Here is a 20,808-nt window from a genome sequence, read left to right on the forward strand (position 1 = left end):
CGCGGGCACCGTCGGACCCGGCCGCGCTCACCCCGACACGGATGCCGGGCCGAGGAGCGCGGCGACGGCGATGAGACCGGGGACGGAGAAGAGGGTGGACAACAGGATGGACTCACGGGCGAGTTGTTCGGCGACCCGGTACTGGGAGGCGTAGGTGTAGAGGTTCTGGGCGGCGGGCAGCGCCGCGATCACCACGACGTCGAGCAGGGCGGCGCCGTGCAGGTCGAAGACCATCGTGCCGAGGCTCCAGGCCATGAGGGGCTGGGCCATGGTCTTGAGGGCGGCGGACAGCACTATGGCGGGCCGGTTGTCCCCGCGGGCGGGCAGCCCGCTGCCACGCAGGGAGATACCGAAGGCCAGCAGTACGGCCGGGACGGACATGTTGCCTATGAGGGTGAGGGGTTCGAGGGCGGGCCCGGGGACGGCCCAGCCGGTGGCGGCAACGGTGACACCCGTCAGCGAGCCTATGGCCATCGGGTTGCGCAACGGCGTGGTCAGGCGTCGCAGCAGGGGTTCCGGTTCACCGGGACGGCTCAGGTCGAGGACCGTCAGGGCGAGCGGGGTGACGATGATCTGCTGGAAGAGCAGGACGGGAGCGACGAGTGAGGCGTCGCCGAGGACGTAGACGGCGATGGGGATGCCGAGGTTGCCGGCGTTGACGTAACTGGAGCACAGGGCGCCGATGGTCAACTGGCCCGTGCTCCAGCCCTTCAGGAAGCCGACGGCGAGGAAGAGGGCGGCGGCCGCGGCCGTGCTGATCGCGGTGATGAGCAGCCGCTCGGACAGGAGGACGGACAGATCGGCGCCCGCGAGCGTGGTGAAGAGCAGGCAGGGCGTGGCGACATGGAAGGCGAGCCTGGTCAGGACGTGGCGGCCGTCGTCGCCCAGATATCTGCGGCGCCCGATCACATAGCCGACGCCGACCACGACGGCGATCACCATGAAGCCGGTGAGAACTCCTTGCATGCCCTTCCTCGGTGACGTGCCGGTGGAGGTGCCCCGGGTCCGGCTCGTGATGGATGCTCGCGTCGGCCGGTGCCCGGGCCTACGCCGACATCATCTCCCGTGGTTGCCGACGGCCTTGGTCCAGCACCGACGGTTCGCTCGCGCCGGTCACGGCCTCGAAGACCGTCCGGATCGTACCGGGCTCGCACCACTGAGAGCGTCCCTGACCGACCGGGCGTGCGGCGGCGCCGTGGCTCCACGGCCGGGGGCCTGTCAGCCGACCCGTTCGATCCAGTCGTTGCTGCCCAGCGGGTAGTCGTAGCCGGGACGGCCGACGTCGGCGCTGGTCCGGAACGGAATGCCGGCGTTGTCGATGTGGAGGGTCCCGCGGCGGCTGCCGCTGGACCAGTCCAGGGTGAGGTCCCAGCGGACGTCGTGCGCCTCGGTGCGGGCGGTGACGTAGAAGACCTCCGGGTCGGACTCGCTGACCTTGTAGGGGAAGTCGCGCTGGCCGTTCTTGACGGTGACCGTGGGGCTGCCGTTGTCCAGGTCGATGTCGAACGACTTGGTGCCGACGCCGCCGCCGCAGCCGACGCCCATCGAGTAGTCGTTCCAGGCGAGCGGTGCGCCCTTGGCGATGACGCGCACGTGCAGCGCCTCCAGGACCACAGTGTCCGCGCCGGTGCCCTGGACGGTGAGGGCGACCCGCTGTTCGCCCGAGGAGACGGCACCGTAGGCGGCGGCCCAGCGCGGGGCGTTCTGCTCGTTGGCGGGCGGGCCGACCTGCTCGGGTTCGCTGTCGACGAGGAAGTGCTGGCTGCACGGGTCTTCGTAGACGTAGGGGCGGGTGCCGACGGTCAGCGGGACGGCGCCGGTGCCGGTGCCGCCGCTGGGTCCGGCCGCCGCGCCCTGCTTGCCGCCGACCGAGGGGGCACCGGACCCGGTGGCGGTGGCGGAGGCCGATGCGGACGGTGTGCGGCTCCGCCCGCTCGGGGACGGGGCGGGGGTCGGTGACTCGGCGTCGGCCGTGCCGCTGACCGCGGTGGCACCGGCGACGTGCTCGTCGCGCGGGTCGTCCCCGTCTTTACCCGACAGCGGCTGCACGACGATCGCCACGGCTCCCAGTACGGCGGCCACCGCGGCACAGGCGATCAGCGCGGTGCGCCGGCGCCGTGGCCGCGCGGGCTCCCCCGCCACGCCGACGACGACCGGCTCCCCGGGCTCACCGGGCCCGGCGTCCTGATCCCCTCCCTGCGGGACCGCGGCGCGGCCCGAGCCCGCCCCGGGAGCCGAGTTTGTCCTGGAGGCCGGACCCGCCCCGGAAGCCGCAGCCGCCCCGGAGGCCGCAACCGCCCCAGGGGCCAGAGCCGTCCCGGGAGCCGAGCCCGACCCGGGGCCCGGAACCGCCCCGGAAGCAGGAGCCTCCCCAGGAGCCAGAGCCGCCCCGGAGGCCGGAGCCGTTCCGGAGGACGGGGGTGCGGCGGGGCCGGGCGGTGGTGAGCCCGGCTGGGCCGGGAGTGCAGCGCCGGCACGCGCCGCGGGATCCGCCGCCGAACCGGTGTCCCCCGTACCCGGCACGCCCGGCACGCCCGCCGCGGCAGCCGGCTCGGCCGAACCGGCGTCTTGGGGCGAACCGGCCTCCTGGGGCGAACTCTTCGCCGGGGCCGCGCCGGTGGCGCCGCCCGACCCGGCCCGCGCCGCCCCGGCCTGCTCCGCCCTGCGCCTCCGTGCCGCGTCCGCCAGGATCCAGTGCCGGTGCAGTTCGACGAGTTCCCGAGGCGTCGCCCGGCACACCCGTGCGAGGCGTTCGACAGGCGCGTACTCGTTCGGGACCGCGGTGCCGTTGCAGTAGCGGTGCAGCGTCGACGTGCTCATGTGCAGCCGCTTGGCCAGCGCCCCGTAACTCAGTCCCGAACGCTCCTTGAGCCCCCGCAGCAGCGTCGCGAACTCCTCCGTCTCCCCCGCCTCTGCCGCCCCTGACACCCGTTCCTCCATCTCACCGCGTCCCGTTCGCGTGTTCCAGGGGGCACTGTATTTCCCTCGCCGAAAGCGTGTTCCGGCGGACCGGCGTCCGTCACCGCCGGCAGCGGTCGACGGACGGCGCTCTCACCCGGTGAGGCCCCGGAAGCGGTGACGAGTGAGAGGGTCAGGCCGGTTCCGGGAAGGCGACCGGGCTCCTGAGCCCCGCCTTGTTCACGGCGCGTATCCCGAAGAACACATTGTCCTTGGACAGGTCCACTTCCCGTCGCGTCACGTCCCCGACCGGGATGACATGGGTCCACTCGGGGTCCGTCGTCTCGCGCCAGACGATCTCGTAGCCGGCGAGGTCCCCTTCGCCGCCCCGGGTCCACACCAGTTCCGTGGAGTTGGTCAGCGTCGAGGTGACGATCCTCGCGTCGCGCGGTGTGCCGGGGGCCTGGGCCAGGGACCACAGGGCCGCCGCGTTCACCCGGGCCACCCGGGCGATGTACCGGAAGTCGCAGAACTCGGGCAGGTCCCCGTACTGCCGGCCGCTCTCGTCGACGCGTACGTCCTGGTGCTGGTGGGCGAAGTCCTCGGCCGGTTCCGTGAAACGCGCGGCCGGGTAGCCCCGTTCGAGGAACGGGATGTGGTCACCGCCCCGGCGGTAGCGGTCCCTGCGGTAGATCACGCGGACGTGCATGCCGGTGGCGGCGTTGTCGGCCACATCGCGTACGAAACGGGCCAGTTGGCGGGTCGCGGAGTCGTTCTCGCCGCCCACCGAGCGCCGGGTCGCGGCCTGTTCGGGCGTCTCGGAGGACGGCACGCCCTCCGCGAAGAGCCGGATGGTGTACGGGTCCTGTGTGCCGTCGTCCGCGGTGGAGCTGCCGACGATGTCGTTGGTGAACATGCCCTGCAGATCGGCGCCCGCCGTCTTGAACTGCTGGGCCATGTGCGCCGCCCCGTACAGCCCCTGCTCCTCGCCGGCCACCGCCGCGAACACGATGGTCGAGGCCGGCCGCCGCGCGGCCATCACCCGGGCCAGTTCCAGGACCACGGCCACGCCGGACGCGTCGTCGTCCGCGCCCGGCGCGTCGGAGGTGGCGTCCATGACGTCGGTGGCGCGGGAGTCGTAGTGGCCGGAGACGACGTACACGCGCTCCGGGGTCACCGAGCCGCGCAGGGTGGCGATCACGTTCGTGATGCGGGTGGCGGTCGGGATGCGGGACGCCGGTTCCTGGACGTACGACTGGAGTCGCGCGGTCATCCGGCCCCCGGAGGCGGCGGCGTACGAGCGGAACTCGGCGAGCAGCCAGTCGCGTGCGGCGCCGATGCCGCGTGCCGGGTCGTCCTGGGCGGACAGGGTGTGCCGGGTGCCGAAGGAGACGAGTGTGCGCACCGTCGCCTCGATGCGGGCCGGATCGATCTCCCGGAGCAGCGCGCGCAGTTCACGGCTCGGAGGCTGGGCCGTCGCGGGCGGACGGCGGGCTTCGCCCCGCGGCCCCGCGGCCTCGGCCGTTCCCGTCGTGCCCAGGGCCACGGCGCTGCTCGCCGCTGTCGCGGTCAGGATGGTTCGCCTGCTGAGACTGGGGCGCATGTGTCCTCCCGGGCTGGCTGTGCCGACCGACCCTGACATGGTTGTGGACACGCCAAGATTGAGCAAGAGAGCCGAGTGAGGGGTGGTCAACCGGGGCCCGCCACACGGCGGACGGGCCCCGGCCCGTGACCGGGCTCAGTCGGTGTAGACCTCTGCCCTGTCCACGCTCACGAAGGACGCGCCGGACGACGCGTTGTGTTCCCCGGTCACCCGGATGCGCAGGGTGTGCTTGCCGGCGGGCAGACGCGGGCTGAGGTACTGGAGCGTCTCCCCGGTCCGCGGGGACCCGTAGAAGTCGACGCGCTGTTCGGCGCCGCCGTCGACACTGATGGCCGCGATGCCGTTGCCGGTGTCCCGCACGGACAGCAGCGCGATCCGAGTGCCCGTGAAGGTGAAGGTCGCGGTGTTGCCCGCCTGGTCGCTCCAGTGGTCGTCGCTCCAGAAGCACTGCGCCGCGCAGCCCGTGCCCGAGTTCCACGCGCCCTGGTAGGCGACCTGACCTGCGCCGCTGGAGCGGCCGTCGTCGTTGATCCAGTAGTTGCCGTTGCCGGGGTCGCCGGACGGCAGGTCCTGTGTCGCGCCGAGGGCGAGCGGGCTACCGAGGTCAGGGCTGCCGTCCGCGTGCCAGCCGATCTTCTGGGCGCGGGTCGTACGGTTGCCGTAGGTGTAGCTCGCGGTCGTCTTGGCGTGGTAGACGATCCAGTCCTGAGTGCCGTCGGGCGACCGGAAGAAGGCGTGGTGGCCGGGGCCGTAGACCCCCTTGGCGTCATCGCGTGCGAACACCGGGCCGGAGTGCTGGCGCCAGTTGCCGGGCTTCAGCGGATCGGCGTTGTCCGGCAGGGACAGCATCCACAGCTGGTAGTCGGGCTTGCCGGTGTCGCACGTCGAGTACGTCAGCCACGTACGGCCGTTGCGGTTCAGGAACTCGGGGCCCTCGCGCACCTCCGGGCAGCCCCCGGCGGCATCGAGGGCCACCGCGTCCCCGGAGACCGTGTAGGGGTTCGCCATGGGGGCGATGTTCAGACCGTTGTGCTGGTAGGCGTTGATGCCCGCATACGCCAGATACAGCTTGCCGTTGTGCTGGAAGACGCCGGGGTCGATGGCGAAGTCGTTCGCGTGGTTGGGCGGGGCCAGCTTCGCCTTGAAGTGGTAGGGCCCGGTCGGATCGCCGCCCTCCGACTCCAGGACGTACAGCCGGTGATGGTCGTCCACGCCGTCGTCGGCCGTGTAGTACATGTACCAGCGGTTGCCGAAGCGGTAGAACTCGGCCGCCCAGATGTGCTGGTTGCGCTCGGGGTTGGTGTCGGTCCACACGGTCACCGGGTCCGCGTCGAGCAGCGTGCCGAGCGACGGCGAACTCCACATCCTGATGCTGTTGCCCTGCGTGGTGGTGAGGCGGTAGGCCCCGTTCGCATAGGTCAGGAAGGGGTCCGGTCCGGTGTTCAGCGGATTCCGGAAGGTGCCCGCGGCCTTGACCGCGGGCGCGGGCTGCCCGGCGTGGGCCTGCGGCACGCAGACCAGGCCGATGAGCAGGGCCAGCAGAACGGCCAACCGTGCACTCGTGGACCGACGCGGCATCAGCGGCTCCTCACCAAGTGCCCGGAGTACCGGGCGATTTCGAGATGGCGGACCTATGGCACCACAGCTCTTACATCGATGTAAACAGCTCTCGCGGCAACCCGTCCGAGCCACCGCCGCCCGACCGTTGCCGCCCCGCTCACGACCGCCACGGGCACGCCCGCCACTGGCACGCCCGCCCTGGTAGGGAACGGGCCGACATGGTGCTCGGTGTGCGAGGCGGGGTGACGTGATGCGCGGTGTACTCGGCGGGGCGCCCCGGTGCACGTTGTACGCGGCGGGACGGCGGGTGCTCGGTGTACGCGGCGGGGCCCGGCGGAGTCACCCGGGAGGCGTGCGCCCTGGCCGAAGCCGTGCCGTACGAAGACGTGGTGCGGTGCCGTCGGTCGGGGCGGCCGGGGCCCTCGGACCGTTCCTTCGTGGCGGTCTTCGGTCGTCGGCGTCCGGTCTACCTGACGGCATGCGGTGACGGGTACGCTACCTGCCGTCAAAGGCGAGAAGCCATGGCGCATCGGGGTGTTGGGGGATCATGCGCATCGTCATCACCGTCGACGGCGGCCGCGACGGCGGCGCGGAGTTGCGCCGTTGGCTGACCGCGGAGCCGCAGTTGCGGGGCCGGATCCGGCTGGACACGCAGCCTCCGCCGCCGGGGGCGATGGGCGGCGGGGCGATGGACGCGCTCATCGCGATCCTGGAGCCCGGCGGGGTGGCGACGGTGTTCGCCGGGGCCGTGGTCGCCTGGGCGGCCAGCCGCCGCAGCAGCCAGACCATCACCGTGACCAAGCCCGACGGCACGCAGATCAGCATCGAGTCCACCCAGGTCAGGGCGGACGCGGCGCAGGCCGCCGACCTGGTCGAGCGGCTGGCCGCCGCGGTCGGCGACCCGCCACGGCCCGAGCACCGCCGCGCACCGGACGGCGCCGCACCGCCCGGACCGTGAACGGCGACACCGCCGCCGAGGCGGGACTGGCCGCCCCTGGCGCGCGGGCGATCCTGGTGGGCACCGGCCGGCACGTTCCCGGGTCGCGGCTGCCGGACCTGCCGTCGGTCGACACCACCCTGGACGACCTGCACCGTGTGCTGCGCGAGGTGTGCGGCATGCCGGACGAGGCGATCCATCGGGTGCCGGCGGACGCCGACCCGCCGGCCGTGGTCGCGGCGGTGGAACGGGCGGTCGCCGACTCACCCGGTGTACTGCTGCTGTACTACGTCGGCCACGGACTGCTCGGCCCCGGCGACGAGTTGTACCTGGCCACGCATGCCACCGAGGCCGCGGACCGGGTCTCCCACGCGGTGCCGTACCGCACCGTCAGGGACCTGCTGAGCGACGCACCCGGAGACGGCGTCGTCGTCCTCGACTGCTGTTTCTCCGGGCGGGCCGCCGTGCCGGCGGGCGGGCGGCCCGGCGAGCCGTTCGCCGCGGCCAGGCCCCGCGGAAGCGTACTGCTCAGCTCGGCCTCGCACTTCGCGCTGTCCTTCGCGCCACAGGGCGAGCGCCACACCCTGTTCAGCGGCCGGCTGCTGCGGCTGCTGGAGCAGGGCGACCCGGCCGGGCCGCCGTGGCTGACCATCGATCGGATGCACGCGCTGCTGGAGCGCGAGTTCGAGGGCTCCCCCGTGCGTCCGCACCGGCAGAGCGAGGGCCGGCTGGGCGAGCTGCGCGTCGCCCGCAACCGCGGCTACCGCCCGGCACCGGGGCCCGCGGCCGTACCGCCCGCCGACGTACCGTGCCCCTACCCGGGTCTTGAGCCGTTCCGGGCGGAGGACAGCCCGCACTTCTTCGGGCGCAAGGAGATCACCGCGCGGCTGCTGGACGCCGTCGGCGGCGGCGTCACCCGCCCGCCGGACCGGCACCCGGTGATCCTGGTCGGCGCGTCCGGGGTGGGCAAGTCCTCGCTGCTGCGGGCCGGGCTGCTGGCCGGGCTTGAACGGCTGCGCGAGACGGCCGGCAGCGGCGGCCCCGACGACGTGCCCTGGCCGGCGCTGCTGCTGCCCGCGCCAGGACCGCGGCCGCTGCGGTCGCTGGCCGAGCTGTGGGCGCAGGCCACCGGACGGGACACGGACGAGGTACTGACCGCCTTCACCGACGGCGACGGCTTCCCCGGGCCGCTGCCCGGCCGCGGACCCTGCCGGCTGCTGGTGGTCGACCAGTTCGAGGAGATCTTCACCCGCTGCCGGGACACCGAGCAGCGCGCCCGGTTCATCGGCCTGCTCACCGGCACGGCCGAAGGCCGGGCCCCGCGCGTCGTACTGGGCCTGCGCGCCGACCACTACGGCAGTTGCCTCGCCCACCCGCCGCTGGTCCGGGCCCTCGCCCAGGGGCAGTTCACCGTGCCACCGATGGACGAGGACGCCCTGCGCGCCGCCGTCGAGGGGCCCGCGCAGGCGGCCGGTCTGACCTTGGAGCCCGGCCTGGCCGACCGGCTGCTGCACGACCTGCGGCACGGCGGCGTCCTCGGGCCCTCCGCTGTGGCCGGGCCGGACGACACCGCCGCCCTGCCGTTCCTCGCGCACGCGCTGCGCGAGACCTGGCGCACCCGCAGCGGCGCGGTCCTCACCCTGGCCGGCTACCAGCGCACCGGCGGCATCTGGCAGTCCGTCACCAAGACCACCGTGGAGCTGTACCAGTCCCTCGACGAGCCCGGCCGCCGGGTACTGCGCGACGTGCTGCTGCGCATGATCCACATCACGGCCGACGGCACCGACACGGTGGTGCGCCGCCGGGTGCGGCCCGCGGAGCTGCTGGACGGCCGGTCACCGCGGCAGCGACGGCTGGTCACCGAGGTCTGCGACCGGCTGGCGAACGCCCGGCTGATCACCATGGACCGGTCGACGGCCCAGATCTCCCACGAGGCGCTGCTGCGCGCCTGGCCCCAGTTGCGCCGCTGGATCGACGAGGACCGGACCGACCTGCTGCTGCGCCAGCAACTGGCGGAGGCCGCCGACGCCTGGCAGACGGCCGGCCGCGACCCGTCGTTCCTGCTGCGCGGCACCCGGCTCGACGCCGCGCAGGACCTGGACCGCCGGGCGCGGCTGAGGCGGCAGCCGCTGCGCCGTGGGGACCTGGTGTTCCTGGTGGCGAGCGGCACGGCGGCACGCGCGGAACGGCAGCGTGACGCGCGCCGCACCCGGCGGCTGAAACAGGCCCTGGGCGGGGTGGCGGTGGCCCTGTGCCTGGCGCTGATCGCCGCGGGAGTGGCGTTCCAGCAGCGGCGTACGGCGCAGGACCAGCGGCGGCTCGCGACGTACCGGGCACTGACCGCGGAGGCCGGCAACCTGCGGCAGGCCGACCCGCAGACAGCGCTGCGGCTGGGGCTCGCCGCCTACCGGCTCCGTCCGACGGCCGAGGCGCGCAAGGCGGTGTTCGACACGCTGGCGCAGACGCCGTTCGGCGGCAGCGCGCCGCTGCCCGACTGGCGGGCGAAGGAAGGCCGGCACGAGGTGGCCGGGATCAGCCCGGACGGCCGGCTGGTGGCCACCACCGACTATGAGCACGGGATCACCGTGTGGGACGTCCGGGACACCGCGCGCCCGGCACGGACGGCACTTCCCCGCTGCCACGACTACGTCGAAGGGCTCGCCTTCAGCCGGGACGCGCGGCTGCTCGCCGCGGCGTGCCGGGACGGCTCGGTGAACCTGTGGAGCCTGGCCGACCGGGACCACCCGCGCCGGCTCGCCACGCTGCGTCTGCCGTCGCTGCCCGGCTCTCCGGGCACCGTGGCCTTCAGCCCGGACGGCCGCACCCTGGCGGCGGCGGGGTGGTGGAACGACAAGGCCCTCGGCGGATCGCTCGCGCTGTGGAGCCTGCGCGATCCGGCCCGTCCGCGGCGGCTCGCGCTCCGCGCCGGCGTGTACGACGACAGCGCGCTGGTGTTCAGCCCGGACGGCCGCACCCTGGTCAGCTCCACGAGCCGGGTCACCGCCCGTCAGGAGCCGGTCGACAAGGACTCGATCGTGCACCGCTCCGGCGCGACGTTCTGGGATGTCGCCGATCCGGCCCGGCCGCGGCGGCTGACCCGCAAGGACCTGCTGCACGAAACCATGGCCTTCAGCCCGGACGGCAGGCTGTTCGCCGCGCAGAGCGACCGCACCGTCCTGCTGTGGGATCTGTCCGTTCCGGCCCGGCCCAGGCTGCTGGCCTCCTGGGCCGCCCACGCGGACATGGTCGCCGCGCTCGCGTTCAGTCCCGACGGCCGGCGGCTGGTCACCGGCGGCCTCGACGACGATGTGAACCTCTGGAACCTCGACCGCCCCAGCCGCCCGCAGCGGATACGGACGTTCTCCGGCAACACCGGTTCGGTGGGGGCGCTGGCCTTCACCCCGGACGGCCGTGCGGTGGTGTCGGCGACCGACAAGTCGGTGCTGCGCTGGTATGTCACCCCCCGGGGCCGGCCGACCGTCACCGCGACACTGGCACCCGGCGGCGGGCTCGACGCGACCGCCGTCACCCCGGACAGCCGCACCCTGGCGACGGGCGGCGCGCAGGAAACCATCGACCTGTGGGACCTCACCGATCCCACGCGCCGCCGGCGGACGGCGACGCTCACCGGACACACCAAGGCCGTCAGCGCCCTTGCGATCAGCCGGGACGGAAAACACCTGGCCGGCGGAGGCGACGACGGCCGGGTCCTGGTGTGGGACATCACGGACCGGTCCAGCCCGCGCCGCGTGGCGGATCTCGCCGGCCCCGGCAAAATGATCTTCTCCGTGGGTTTCTCCCCCGACGGTGCCACGCTGGTGGCCACCGGCGCGGACACCCTGTTCTCACCGGCCCAGGCACGGCTGTGGGACATCGCCCGGCCCGGCCGTCCCCGCGACCTCGGCGGCTTCTCGGGCCTGGGCACGCTGGGCAAGGCCCACTTCAGTCCGGACGGACGGCTGCTGGCCCTGCCGGGCGGGATTCGGACGGGGCTGTGGGACCGGCACGGGCCCCCCAAGCCGGTCGCACTGCCGGACGGGGACTCCACGTCGGCGTTCGCCCCGGACGGAAAGACCCTCGCCACCGGCAACGGTTACGACGAGGCCGTCCTGTTGTGGGACGTCTCCGACGCCGCCCGTCCCCGCCGGGTCGGGACGGTGCCCGCCGACGACGGCCGGAGCGACGTCCGCCGGCTGGCGTTCCACCCCGGCGGGAATCTGCTCGCCGCCGGGGGCGACGCAGGACGCACCGTCCTCTGGGACGTCGGCGACCGCACCCGGCCGCACCTCGCCGTGGTCCTCACCGGGCACCACGACGCCATCGGCGACCTGACCTTCAGCCCCGACGGCCGCCGCCTGATCACCGTGAGCGGCGACGGTACCGCGCTGGTCTGGGACCTCGGCGACCTGCCCGCGATCAGCGCCGACCCGATCCGGACGGCCTGTGACGTGGCGAGCGGCGGACTGACCCACGAACAGTGGAACGACTACGCGCCGGGTATCGCCTTCCGCCAGACCTGCCCGTGACGCCACCGCTCACCGCGAGGGCCACCGCCCGGGCCGGCAGGCCGTGGAGGACAGGCCCACCCCCACGTGATCCCGCACGGTCCGCGGCTGCGGGCGGCTCGCTGTCAGACGAGGTCGATGAGCGGTTCGCCCGTGAGGGCCCGGCGCGCCCGGGCGACGGCGCCGTCCTGGAGGGCCCCGAGCGACCGGGTCGACCGCCAGGCGATGTGCGGCGTGAGGATCGCGTTGGGCGCGTCCCGCAGGGCGTGGTCCGCGGGCAGCGGCTCCTCGGCGAAGACGTCGAGCGCGGCGCCCGCGATGTGTCCCGAGCGCAGCGCCTCGGCGAGCGCCTGCTCGTCGACGAGACCGCCGCGCGAGACGTTGACGACGACGGCTCCGCGGCGCATGCGTCCAAGCACCTCGGCGGACACCAGATGACGCGTCTGCTCGGTGAGCGGCAGATGCAGGGAGACGACGTCGGACTCTTCGAGGACCTGTGCCAGCGGTACGGCGGGCACCTGGGAGAACCGCGCGAAGGGGTCGTACGCGTGGACCTGGGCACCGAGCGCGGCCCACGAGGCGGCGACGATCCGGCCGATGCGTCCCATGCCGACGATGCCCGCCCTGAGTTCGGTCGGCTTCGGCGCGTCGTAGGCGACCTCCCCCGCCCATCGGCCGTCCCGGACGGCCGTCTGCCCCTGGGGCAGACGCCTGCTCAGGGCGAGTCCCATGGCGAGGGCGTGGAAGGCGACCTCCTCCGTGGACGCGTCCGGGACGATCGAGACGGGGATGCCGGCCGCCGCGGCGGCGACGACGTCGATGTTGTCGTAGCCCATGCCGTAGCGCACCACGGCCTTGCACCTGCGCATGGTCGCGATATCGGCGGCTGTGACCTTCGCATAAGGCGTGACCATGACGACTTCGGCCGTCGTCATCGCCTCGCTGAACGATTCCTGATCGCGGGCGGCGACGAGTTCGAGCCGGAATTCCTGTGCCAGTGCCCGCTCGCGGTCGAGGTGCGGGAACTGATGGGGCGCGACCAGAATGCTTCCTGCGTCAGGGCTGTTGGTCATCGGACGTTTCCTTCGCCGTCTTCGGGTGCGGCTAAGCTGCACTTGATCGTCGGCGAGCCTATTGACCGCCGCTTCGCGCGAATGTGCCAAAGAGGGACACGGAGCGGCACGGGGCGGCACGTCCGGCGCGCGTCCGCCCCGTCCGCGGGGTTACTGCGCGCGGCGGCCGATGCGCTCGTAGACGGGCGATCCGCGTCGCTTGAGCACCAGTGCGACGACCACGCCGGCGACCAGCGCCGCGTAACCGACGGCGAGCAGGACCACCACCACCGGGGATGGGGCGACGATGAGGAGTTCCATGTTCAGCGTCGCCTTCAGCAGGGCGAAGCCGATGCCCAGGGCGGCGACGGCCGGTGCGGCGATCGTCTTCCACGCGGAGGCGCCGGTGCGGTTGCGCCGGAAGTAGACGATCACGGCGACGGAGGTGAGGAACAGGAGCAGCAGCATCCCGTAGAAGGCCACTCCCGAAGCGGCGCCGTAGAGGTCGGTCTCCGACACGCCTGAGACGATCAGTCCGGTCACGGTCACGAGCAGGACGGCTCCGACGGTGACGGCGGCGACATGGGGCGAGCCGTGCTTGGTGTGAACGGCGGCGAGGCGACGCGGGAGGACTCCGTCCACGCTGAGCGAGTGGGTGTAGCGGGACAGGATGTTCTGGAGCGACAGGGTGGAGGCCAGCATGCTCGACACCAGCAGCACCGCGATCACCTGGTTCGCGAACGCTCCGAAGTAGGTCAGCAGGGCGTGCGGCATCATCGCGGCGGGATTGGCCCGTGCGTCCGGCACCGCCCGTGAGACCCCGGAGGACAGGATCAGCGCGTAGGACGAGATCGCGTAGAAGACGCCGAGGAAGACGATGGTGAGGTAGGTGGCGCGGGGGATGGTCCGGGCCGGATCGCGGACTTCGTCGCGGTAGATCGCCGTGGCCTCGAATCCGTTGAAGACGCCGACGCTGAACAGCAGCAGGACCCCGATGGAGGGCGTGAGCAGATTCGCCGGGTTCCAGGGTTCGAAGGAATGGCCTTCGGGGCCGCCGTTGACGATGACGACGGTGTCGAAGATCGCGATGGCGAGGACCTCGATCACCAGAACCGTGGACAGGACCTTCGCCGAGAGTTCCACGTTGAAGTAGCTCAGGCCCCACACGGTGCCCAGCATGACGAGCGACCAGAGCCACCAGGGCAGCGAGGACGCGCCGGCGAAGCTGACGATGAGGTTCTTGACGGCGATGCCGGAGAACACGATCGCCGCGATGATGTTGAATCCGTAGGTGGTCAGGGCCAGGAAGGACCCGCCAAGGCCGAGGGGGCGGCCAAGCCCCTCCCCGATGTAGGTGTAGAAGGCGCCTGGGCGCGGGATGTGCCGGCTCATGCTGGTGAAGCCGAGGGCGAAGAGGGTCATCAGCAGCAGGACGCCGACGAAGGCGACCGGCACGGCGATGCCGAAACTGATGTTGACCGATATGAACCCGAAGACCACGCCGAGGGGCGCGGTGAACGCGAGGACGGTGAACAGAAGGCCGAACGTGCCCATGTTGCCCTTGAGGGTGTACGCCGTGGACGCGTCCGGGTCGACGGCGGAGCGCTCGGAAGAACACTGAAGCACGGGTGGGGTGGATTTCATGTGAGGTCTTCCTTGTCGTCTGGGCAAGGCACCCGGGCCGGCCCAGCGGTCAGCGAGCAGAGCCCCCGCCCGGGACGGGCGGGCAGCGTGACGAGGCCCTGGGGGAGACCGACGCTTTTGCTGTTGGCGACCTAGCATGCTGAGTCCGGCAGGGCGGTACTGTCCCACTCTGGGGCAGTGGCGTGCGAGCCCCGTCCCGGGCGGCGGCGTCCGACGAGGGTGTCCGTCAGGGCGCGGCGCCAACCGGCCGGGTCAGTCCTCGGGGTGCAGCTCCAGCTCGAATCCGCGCCCCGTGTACATGTCGATCTTGCGGTACAGGGTGGACCGGCCGATGCCGAGGATCGCCGCGGCGCGCAGCCGGTTGCCGCCGGCCTCGATCAGCGCCTCACGGATCTGCTGCAGCTCGGCCTCTTCCAGACGGGTCAGCCTGCTCCGGGCGAGCCTGCGGCGGTGCGCTTCCGCCAGGTCGTCGACGCGCAGTTCGGATGTGGCGGACCGGGACGCCGCGGTGACCACCACATCCTGGAGCTGCCGGACGTTTCCCGGCCAGTCGGCCGACACCAGCGCATCCAGCAGCCGCGGTGACACCCGTGTCGCCCTGCCCTCGGACCGGGCGAGGAAGTGCGTCACGAGGGAGGGTATGTCCTCGCGGCGCATGCGCAGGGCGGGCATGGACACCTCGACCCCGCGCAGCGCACCGATGAGGGGCAGCAGCTCGTCGCTGAGTTTGCGCATGGTCAGGACGACACCGGGCTGCTCAAGGACCTGGAGCAGGTCGGTCAGTTCCTCGCGGAGGCTGTCGTCGCACGCGTCCACGCGGCGCAGCACGACCGCCGCGCCGTCGGCGAGTTCCCTGTCGATCCGGTCGATGCCCGACGGGGTGCCCGCCCGGCAGTCGAGGACGACCGTCCGGTCGGCGAGTGCGGACGCGATCGCCTCGGCCAGGCGGGTCTTCCCGGTGCCCGGCTCGCCGACGACATACGCGGGGTTCCGGCGCGCGCACGCCGTGCCGGCCGCTTCCAGGGCACGGCGCAGCGCAAGGCTCTCGCCGACCATGTGCGCGAAGGCGCTCCTGCGCACCGTGGCGCCCGCGCCCGGTGAGCGGACGTCGCGGGGACGGGCGCGCCGCAGCCGCATCACCGTGCCGCCCGCGCAGTCGTCGCCGAGCGCGACGGGACGCGCGTGAAGCCTGATCACCCGGTCGGGGCCGATGGTCAGCTCGCGCTCCACCACCTGGTCGAGGCGTTCCGTCTCGCGGCCGTACGCCGCGAGGACGGCGTAGTCGCTCTGTTCCAGCAGGTTCAGGGCGCCGCGGCTGGCGATCGTCGTGCGGTCGTCCATGGCGACGACCGCGTCGGCGCCTCGCTTGCGCACCTCGCGAAGGTACTCGGCCAGCAGCGCCTGCTCTCGGGCGGCCAGGCGTGCGGCCAGCGCTCTCGTCACCTCGGCGGCGGCGCCCTGCACGGTCAGCAGGACCGAACGCGGATCGACCCTGCGCGCGACGCTCTGCGGCAGCATCAGGCTGAGCACCCCGCGTATCGAGCGGCGCAGCGGATCCCGGATCGGCACGGAGGTGCAGCAGCTGCCCTGCAGCGCCTCGGCGAAGTGTTCGCCGCCCCACACCTGCACCGCGGTGCCCTCTTCCAGGGCGGTGCCGTCCGAGTTGGTGCCGATCAGATCCTCGGCCATGCGCCCGCCAATGGTCGGGAAGGTGCGTTCCGCCAGGCGCACGGCCGATGTGTCGCCGCGGAAGACCGCGAGTGTCCCCTGGGCGTCGGTCAGACACACCGCGCCCTGGGTGTCGGCGCACAGGCGTTCCAGATCGGTCAGCACCGGCTCCGCGCAGATGAGCAGCTGCTCGTCGACCTGCGGCTCGGTGACCGCCTCAAGGGCGGTGGCCCCGGGACGGACGTTGCAGGCGAGGCTGCGCCGCCAGGAGCGGGCGATCACCGGGCGCAGGGGGCTCAGATCGGTGCCTGCCGGATCGGTGATGAAACGTTCACGCAGCGACAGCACCTCGGCGTTCGCGCTCGCGCTCGCCCACGGCGGCCGAACGAGGGACGGCCCTTCGGGTACTGCGACCATGGGACCTCCTCGATCGGCCGCGGTGGTGCGCTGTCGCACAGGTCAGTACGACAGCAGGTGCTCCAGCTCTGCGGGAAGCTTACGTGCCTGCTGGCGTGCGAACTGTTGCCCGTACCACTTGCCCAGGGTGTGCTTGCCGGTCGAACCGCTCGCCTTCCAGCCGCCGAAGGTCTGCGGTCCTGGCCACCAGCCGGTGGTCGCGTGGCCCGGCACGTTCACATCGACGCAGCCGGCTTCGATGCCGTACAGGAAGGTGCGTGCTTCTTCCAGGTCACCGGTGTAGATGCCGGCGGTCAGGCCCATCGTGGTCGCGTTCGCCGCGCGCAGCGCATCGGCGAACGAGGGCACACGGCTGATCGTGAGGAACGGCAGGAAGTGCTCGGTGGTCGACAGATCGTGGTCCGCCGGCACCGAGGAGACGATCGCGGGGCGGACGAAGTAGCCGTCGCCGTCCAGGCGCTCACCGCCGTGCACGGTGAAACCGCCGGCCCGGGAGGCGGCGACGATCCGGTCGAACCGGGCCAGCGCCTCGGTCGTCGCGACGGGGCCCGCGAAGGCGTCGGACGCGGCGGGATCCGCGACGACCACGCGCCGCGCCCGTTCGACGACCAGGTCCACGAGCCGGTCGTGCGCGCCGGGAGTGACGAGGACACGCGAGAGCGCGCTGCACTTCTGGCCCGCCAGGTCGAACGCCGAGAAGACGATGCCGTCGGCCGCCGCCTCCAGGTCGGCCGTGTCGGTCACGATGACGGGGTTCTTGCCGCCCATCTCGGCGATCACGGGGCGGGCGTACGGGCCGTTGGTGAAGGTGCGCATGATGCTCCGGCCGACCGCCACCGAGCCGGTGAAGGAGATGCCGTCGACATCGGAGGCGGCCAGCGCCCTCCCGGGCTCGTCGGCGCCGTGGACGACGTTCACCAGCCCGGCGGGCAGATCCATCGCCGCGCACATCTCATACACGCCGTGCCCCGACCAGGGGCCCTGGTGCGAGGTCTTGACGACGACACCGTTGCCCGCGAGAAGCGCGGCGATGGTGGGTCCCGCCGCCTGCACGACCGGGTAGTTGAAGGGGGTGATGACCCCGAAGACGCCGTACGGCCGCAGCACCGAATCGTTGGCGAACCCGGCGGGATCCGGTGTCCGCTCGTCCTCGAAGGCGCCCGGCCGCGCCGCGTACTCCGTGGCGCAGCGCAGGATGTCGAGCACTTCGAGCCCCTCGCCGCGTGCCGCGCCGTGCGGCTTGCCGATCTCCAGGGCGACCCGCAGGGCCCAGTCGTCGACCGCTGCCGCGACATGGTCGACGGCCCGGCGCACATGCTCGATGCGCTGGGCCAGGGGAACCCGCGCCCACTCGCGCTGAGCGGCCCGGCTAGTGTCGACCGCGAGCCGTACGAGGTCCGCGGGCGCGTCATGGCAGCCGCTGACCGTCACGGACGGCTTGCTGGGGTCCTCGCGCGTGATCAGGTCGCCGTCGAAGCGCTCCTTGCCACCGACGACATGCGGTACGACGACGGGCTCGCCGGTTCGGCGCGAGGCAAGTCCGGTCGCGAACGCTTGGTGATCAACAGCCGTCATGGGTGCTCCCTCTTTGGCGGTTCAGCGGGTACGGCGGCGACGCCGCTGCGTTCGAGCCTAGGAATCGGGACGTATGCCGACTGTGCCAACCTGAGACAGGCGAAAGCCGCTAAAGCCGCAAAGAGCGCCACCCCGCGGGGGGTGGCGCTCCGCGATCCGTCTTCTCCGGCCCGTCAGTCCTCGATGCCGGCGGGCCGCTCCAGTTCGGCCAGCGGCTCCGTGCGGTGGGTGATCTCCTTGATCCGCGGGATGACCTCGGTTCCCAGCAGCTCGAAGTGGCGGCGGTAGCGCTCCGGCTGATCCAGGTAGTCGAAGGTGAAGCTGATGATCTTGCCGAATCCGCCCGACGCGTCCAGGTCGCGCTGGATCTTCTTGATCACGGTGTCGGGGGAACCGACCAGCCACTTCTCCTCGGCCAGGTACTCGATCGGCACGTCGTCGGGGTCCGTCACGCCGAGTTCGGGAACCATGGCGGGCAGCATGCCCCCGCGGGCGTAGCCGGGCAGCATCCACTCCCGGTATGTCTTGCCCATGGCGCCGTTCACCGCGAGGTCCATCGCCTCCTCGTCCGTGTCGGCGACGAGGATGTTGTGCGCGACGCGCCATTCGTTGCGGTCCGCCGCGAAGCCCGAGCTGTGCGCGCCCTGCATATAGCGGTACCAGTGGCCGGCGAGGTATTCGCGTCCCACGTTGAAGCTCATCGGCAGGTATCCCAGCTTGCCGGCCCGGGTCATCGTCCGGGACGCGGGGCTGAGCCCTGCCATGAGCAGAGGCGGGTGGGGCTTCTGCAGCGGTTCGAGGAACGGCCCCTGCTGGATCTCGTCGTACGCGGGGATCTCGAACGACCAGAATTTCCCTTCATAGCGCAGCGGCCCCTTCTTCTCCCAGATCGTCCGCATGATCTCGACGGCTTCCGCCATCTTCTCGCCCGGGTTGGTGTTGCCGTGGATGAGGTGGTCCGTGGGATAGGCGCCGGCGCCGAGGCCGACCATCAGCCGGCCGTTCGACATGTGGTCGAGCTGCATCAGGCGATGCGCCAGCGCCATCGGGTTGTGGTTGCCCGGCACATTCGCCCCGGTACCGAACCTGATCTGCCGGGTCTGCTGCAGCGCCGCGGCTATGTACAGCTCGGGGCTGCAGACGGGCTCCCACCGCATCGTGCTGTGTTCGGCGACCCACACCTCCGAGAGGCCGAACTCGTCAGCCCACCGGATGACCTGCATGTCCCATTCGAAGCCCTCGTGAAGGCCGGTCCCAGGGTCGCGGAACGGCACGAGAAAAAGACCGATGTCCATAGGTGTCCTCCATCTGACGGGCAGTTCTCTGCCGTGATCGCTCTGCTCGCAGTGTCACGCGCGGTACACACGCGCGACTGTGTCAACTTGACGCACGAAACGGTGCGCGGCCGCGGCGGTCCGCGGGCTCAGCGCACTACGTTGCGCAGCGTGCCGACGCGCTCGATCTCCACCTCGACGGTGTCCCCCGGCCCGAGCCACACCGGCGGATTCCGCTTGCTGCCGATGCCCTCCGGTGTGCCGGTGGAGATGATGTCCCCGGGCGACAGCGCCAGAAAGCGGGAGACGTACGAGATGAGGTCGGCGATCGAGAAGATCATGTGTTTCGTGTTGGATCCCTGCACCCGTACGCCGTTGACCCGGGTCGCCAGTTCCAGGTTCTGCGGATCGCCGACCTCGTCGAGGGTCACGAGCGCGGGCCCGCAGGGGGTGGATCCGTCGACGGCCTTGCCCGCCAGCCATTGAGTGCCGTGGTACTGCAGGTCCCTCGCGGTGATGTCGTTGAGCACCATCACCCCGGCGACCAGGTCAAGCGCGGCCTGCGGTGGGACATCGCGTCCCGTGCGGCCGATGACGACCGCGAGTTCCCCCTCGAAGTCGAGGTTGTCGGTGACCTCGGTGCACCGGATCTCGTCGTGCGGGCCGATCAGCGTGCTGGCGAACTTCGCGAAGACATCCGGATGGGCGGGCAGGGCGCGGCCGGTCTCCGCCACATGGTCGTGGTAGTTCAGGCCGATGCAGAGCACCTTCTCGGGATCGGTGACCGGTGGGCCCAGAGGCAGGTCCCGCACGGTGCCCGCCCGGGCTGCGGGCAGTTCGGCGGCCGCGTGCCGTACGGCGGCCGCGACGTCGTCGAGCGCGTGCCCGTACGCGCGCAGCAGCCGACGTGTCGTCGCCTGCGGGCCCAGACCGGGCCGTCCGCTCCCGATGAGCGCGGCATCGACGTCGTACACGGCCTCCCCCAGCACCGCGCCCACGCGCCACGCGTCGTCCGATCGGTAGGAAACCAGCCTCATGTCGTCTCTCCTTCGAGGGCTGCCCGGCAACCACCGCTGGGGCACCGGATGTTGGTGCGCGGGTCAGACGGCAAGGAGACGCCCGCCGTCGAAGAAGCCGCCCGCGGCGTACACCAGCGGGGGCAGTTCACTCGTCTCCACGGTGACGACGCGTCCGAAGAACACCGAGTGCGTCGCGGCCTCCACCCGCGAGACCACTTCGACCTCGAAGGCCGCAGACGCGTCGTCGAGCAGGGGTGCCCCGTGCGCTCCCTCGTGCCAGGCGATATCGCTGAACTTGTCCCCGCCCGAGGTGGCGAAGGTCGCCGCGACGGCCGACTGGGCGTTGCTGAGGATGCTGATGCCCAGGTGCCGTGAGTCGCAGAGCGAGGCGTGCGACCGCGACGAGGAGTTGACGCAGACCAGGACCGTCGGCGGATTCATCGACACGCTGCTGAAGGCGTTGACCGCGAGCCCGACGGGGCGCCCGTCGAACTGGGCGGTCACCACCGTCACACCCGAAGGGAAGGCCCGATGCGCCTGCTTGACCTGCTGCACCAGGTCGAGCGGTGCCGTGACGTCGCCGGCCGCGACGAGCGGTGTTGTGTTTGTCTTCATGTCCTCTACGTTCCTGTGTGACGGACGGCGTGGATCGTGCC

The 20,808-nt window shown here is 72.1% G+C and carries 13 protein-coding genes; 2 read left to right on the top strand and 11 right to left on the bottom strand.

Translation table 11 applies throughout. From position 1 onward, the window contains the following. Positions 1-27 precede the first annotated feature (27 nt). From ACIRFL_RS14045 to ACIRFL_RS14060, 4 genes are all read right to left on the bottom strand, one after another. A complete protein-coding gene (locus ACIRFL_RS14045; protein ID WP_404027727.1) occupies positions 28-966 on the bottom strand; it encodes an AEC family transporter in 939 nt (312 codons plus the stop codon). 252 nt (positions 967-1,218) lie between these two features. Further along, positions 1,219-2,928, bottom strand: coding sequence for a helix-turn-helix domain-containing protein (locus ACIRFL_RS14050; RefSeq protein WP_404027730.1), 1,710 nt, complete (start codon positions 2,926-2,928; stop codon positions 1,219-1,221). A 163-nt stretch (positions 2,929-3,091) separates the two neighbouring features. Beyond that, complete coding sequence (locus ACIRFL_RS14055; protein WP_404027732.1) at positions 3,092-4,501, bottom strand: M28 family metallopeptidase; 1,410 nt, start codon at positions 4,499-4,501, stop codon at positions 3,092-3,094. A gap of 135 nt (positions 4,502-4,636) precedes the next feature. Next, positions 4,637-6,079 (bottom strand): family 43 glycosylhydrolase, encoded by a 1,443-nt coding sequence (locus ACIRFL_RS14060; RefSeq protein ID WP_404027735.1) that lies wholly within the window; start codon positions 6,077-6,079, stop codon positions 4,637-4,639. 529 nt (positions 6,080-6,608) lie between these two features. Here ACIRFL_RS14060 and ACIRFL_RS14065 point away from each other — a divergent pair. Both ACIRFL_RS14065 and ACIRFL_RS14070 read left to right on the top strand, forming a co-directional pair. Continuing rightward, positions 6,609-7,019, top strand: coding sequence for a hypothetical protein (locus ACIRFL_RS14065; protein WP_404027738.1), 411 nt, complete (start codon positions 6,609-6,611; stop codon positions 7,017-7,019). After that, positions 7,016-11,524 (top strand): caspase family protein, encoded by a 4,509-nt coding sequence (locus tag ACIRFL_RS14070; RefSeq protein WP_404027741.1) that lies wholly within the window; start codon positions 7,016-7,018, stop codon positions 11,522-11,524. The genes ACIRFL_RS14065 and ACIRFL_RS14070 overlap by 4 nt, the downstream gene beginning before the upstream one ends. A 104-nt stretch (positions 11,525-11,628) precedes the next feature. Here the strand turns inward: ACIRFL_RS14070 and ACIRFL_RS14075 are convergent, their stop codons facing one another. From ACIRFL_RS14075 to ACIRFL_RS14105, 7 genes are all read right to left on the bottom strand, one after another. Beyond that, entirely contained in the window at positions 11,629-12,576 is a 948-nt protein-coding gene (locus ACIRFL_RS14075) for a C-terminal binding protein (RefSeq protein ID WP_404027744.1), read from the bottom strand. A 150-nt stretch (positions 12,577-12,726) separates the two neighbouring features. Continuing rightward, positions 12,727-14,199 (bottom strand): APC family permease, encoded by a 1,473-nt coding sequence (locus ACIRFL_RS14080; protein ID WP_404027746.1) that lies wholly within the window; start codon positions 14,197-14,199, stop codon positions 12,727-12,729. 252 nt (positions 14,200-14,451) lie between these two features. Then, complete coding sequence (locus tag ACIRFL_RS14085) at positions 14,452-16,284, bottom strand: sigma-54-dependent Fis family transcriptional regulator (protein ID WP_404027749.1); 1,833 nt, start codon at positions 16,282-16,284, stop codon at positions 14,452-14,454. A gap of 42 nt (positions 16,285-16,326) precedes the next feature. Further along, positions 16,327-17,859, bottom strand: coding sequence for an aldehyde dehydrogenase family protein (locus tag ACIRFL_RS14090; protein ID WP_404027752.1), 1,533 nt, complete (start codon positions 17,857-17,859; stop codon positions 16,327-16,329). A gap of 173 nt (positions 17,860-18,032) precedes the next feature. Further along, positions 18,033-19,154, bottom strand: a complete 1,122-nt coding sequence (locus ACIRFL_RS14095) for an LLM class flavin-dependent oxidoreductase (protein WP_404027755.1) — start codon at positions 19,152-19,154, stop codon at positions 18,033-18,035. Positions 19,155-19,282: 128 nt separating this feature from the next. Beyond that, complete coding sequence (locus ACIRFL_RS14100) at positions 19,283-20,170, bottom strand: fumarylacetoacetate hydrolase family protein (protein WP_404027758.1); 888 nt, start codon at positions 20,168-20,170, stop codon at positions 19,283-19,285. 63 nt (positions 20,171-20,233) lie between these two features. Further along, complete coding sequence (locus ACIRFL_RS14105; protein ID WP_404027760.1) at positions 20,234-20,767, bottom strand: flavin reductase family protein; 534 nt, start codon at positions 20,765-20,767, stop codon at positions 20,234-20,236. Between the last annotated feature and the right edge of the window lie 41 nt (positions 20,768-20,808).

The organism is Streptomyces sp. NPDC102462, assembly GCF_044765425.1.
In the GTDB taxonomy this organism is placed as follows: Bacteria; Actinomycetota; Actinomycetes; order Streptomycetales; family Streptomycetaceae; genus Streptomyces.

What these genes read in the sequence shown, in the direction of transcription:
- ACIRFL_RS14045 (WP_404027727.1), bottom strand. Translation starts at nt 966, where the DNA reads ATGCAAGGAGTTCTCACCGGCTTCATGGTGATCGCCGTCGTGGTCGGC.
- ACIRFL_RS14055 (WP_404027732.1), bottom strand. Translation starts at nt 4,501, where the DNA reads ATGCGCCCCAGTCTCAGCAGGCGAACCATCCTGACCGCGACAGCGGCG.
- ACIRFL_RS14060 (WP_404027735.1), bottom strand. Translation starts at nt 6,079, where the DNA reads ATGCCGCGTCGGTCCACGAGTGCACGGTTGGCCGTTCTGCTGGCCCTG.
- ACIRFL_RS14065 (WP_404027738.1), top strand. Translation starts at nt 6,609, where the DNA reads ATGCGCATCGTCATCACCGTCGACGGCGGCCGCGACGGCGGCGCGGAG.
- ACIRFL_RS14075 (WP_404027744.1), bottom strand. Translation starts at nt 12,576, where the DNA reads ATGACCAACAGCCCTGACGCAGGAAGCATTCTGGTCGCGCCCCATCAG.
- ACIRFL_RS14080 (WP_404027746.1), bottom strand. Translation starts at nt 14,199, where the DNA reads ATGAAATCCACCCCACCCGTGCTTCAGTGTTCTTCCGAGCGCTCCGCC.
- ACIRFL_RS14085 (WP_404027749.1), bottom strand. Translation starts at nt 16,284, where the DNA reads ATGGTCGCAGTACCCGAAGGGCCGTCCCTCGTTCGGCCGCCGTGGGCG.
- ACIRFL_RS14090 (WP_404027752.1), bottom strand. Translation starts at nt 17,859, where the DNA reads ATGACGGCTGTTGATCACCAAGCGTTCGCGACCGGACTTGCCTCGCGC.
- ACIRFL_RS14095 (WP_404027755.1), bottom strand. Translation starts at nt 19,154, where the DNA reads ATGGACATCGGTCTTTTTCTCGTGCCGTTCCGCGACCCTGGGACCGGC.
- ACIRFL_RS14100 (WP_404027758.1), bottom strand. Translation starts at nt 20,170, where the DNA reads ATGAGGCTGGTTTCCTACCGATCGGACGACGCGTGGCGCGTGGGCGCG.
- ACIRFL_RS14105 (WP_404027760.1), bottom strand. Translation starts at nt 20,767, where the DNA reads ATGAAGACAAACACAACACCGCTCGTCGCGGCCGGCGACGTCACGGCA.